1 protein-coding gene is annotated in these 1,290 nt (G+C 31.5%); it reads right to left on the reverse strand.

The genetic code is table 11. The annotated features are described in order from the left end of the window. Nucleotides 1–337: 337 nt before the first annotated feature. The gene (locus tag FTU79_RS16385; RefSeq protein ID WP_180051355.1) at nucleotides 338–490 is read right to left on the reverse strand and encodes a hypothetical protein; all 153 of its coding nucleotides are present in this window, start codon (nucleotides 488–490) and stop codon (nucleotides 338–340) included. Nucleotides 491–1,290: the final 800 nt, after the last annotated feature.

Here is a 1,290-nt window from a genome sequence, read left to right on the forward strand (position 1 = left end):
AGGCTGTATTCCTGATTCATTACGATAAACAGGACTGCTGTGAAAAAAAGTAGTGGTAAAGGAGAAAGTAAGAGAGCTTTTACTATTTTTTCATTTGAGTATTTCACTAATTTAATTCTCTTATCTACTCAATAAATAATAATACTATAACGATTTTATTGGTGGTTTTTTGATTCTATTTAACATAATGGTGGTTATACGAAATACTTTTTAAAATATCCTTTTTTTTCATATAGTTAAAAAAATTTTCATCCCCCTGAAAAACAACAAAAAACCGACTTGGAAACAAGTCGGTTTCTTTTTGAGCAGTTTTGATATATTTCGCCAATAATTTTGATCAATATTTAATCAATTTGTCATTTTTCTCTGCGTTATCAAGCCAGCGCTGGCTTAAATTATCCCCAATTTCTGCGGACAACTCTTGGGATAAAAATCCACCAATTTTGTACGCCTGAGCGCACATAAATTTAGGGATTTTGCGGATATTCATAACCCCTTGTATTCAATATCATGAAGTCATAAGAGAACAGGACGTTCCGCAGAATAAAAATAAATAATCGCACAAGGATCGGCGGCACGACAGGAGTTATGCCAAGCGAACCAATACGAAAAAGCCCGACAGGATGTCGGGCTTTTTTATTGTCTATTGTTTTTCATTCACTTGAGAGAGCAATTGAGGAGTTGAGGATTTGAGAGTTATGTATAAGATTTGGAAAAAGAACATTAAATATGCACTCACTAATCGAGAAGATCGACTTTTATATAAACGATATTCTTCAATAGTTGCCTCACGAATAAAAGTTCCACGATTGTTTAAGACATACTTTAATCCATCTTTTTCGACATTAAAGTTATCCAATAGCCCTGTAGTTATAAAGAATGTTGCAATTGCGTAGATAAATAGGATGATGGAAAGAGCATTAAAATTAATCTCTAATTTTTCAGAGAAGACGGTGATAGCTACAACAAAGAGAGGAAAAATTAAGAAGATACAAAGTATGAAAGAGAATGCAAAATGAAAAAAATAAGAGCTTAGATTGATCAGAGTAGCAAGAATGCATGTAATAAGTGTGAAAGAAGATAGAGTTCTCATAATTATTGGAGATTTTGAAAAAGTTTTCGCATTATCTAATATTGCTTGAACTTTATATAATACTAATTCGTATAAGAGATTTTATGTTAAATAAAGGTTAACTACTATGAAATGCTAATGTTTGTATTACAGGAGAGGTAGCTCAATTTGTTTGAACAACTAAAAGCTTATTTAAAGTTGAAATTGGCGTAAAATAT

It is taken from the genome of Acinetobacter sp. YH12144, from assembly GCF_013418345.1.
In the GTDB taxonomy this organism is placed as follows: domain Bacteria; phylum Pseudomonadota; class Gammaproteobacteria; order Pseudomonadales; family Moraxellaceae; genus Acinetobacter; species Acinetobacter amyesii.

Coding starts and splice junctions, on each gene's coding strand:
- FTU79_RS16385 (WP_180051355.1), bottom strand. CDS start 490: ATGAATATCCGCAAAATCCCTAAATTTATGTGCGCTCAGGCGTACAAA.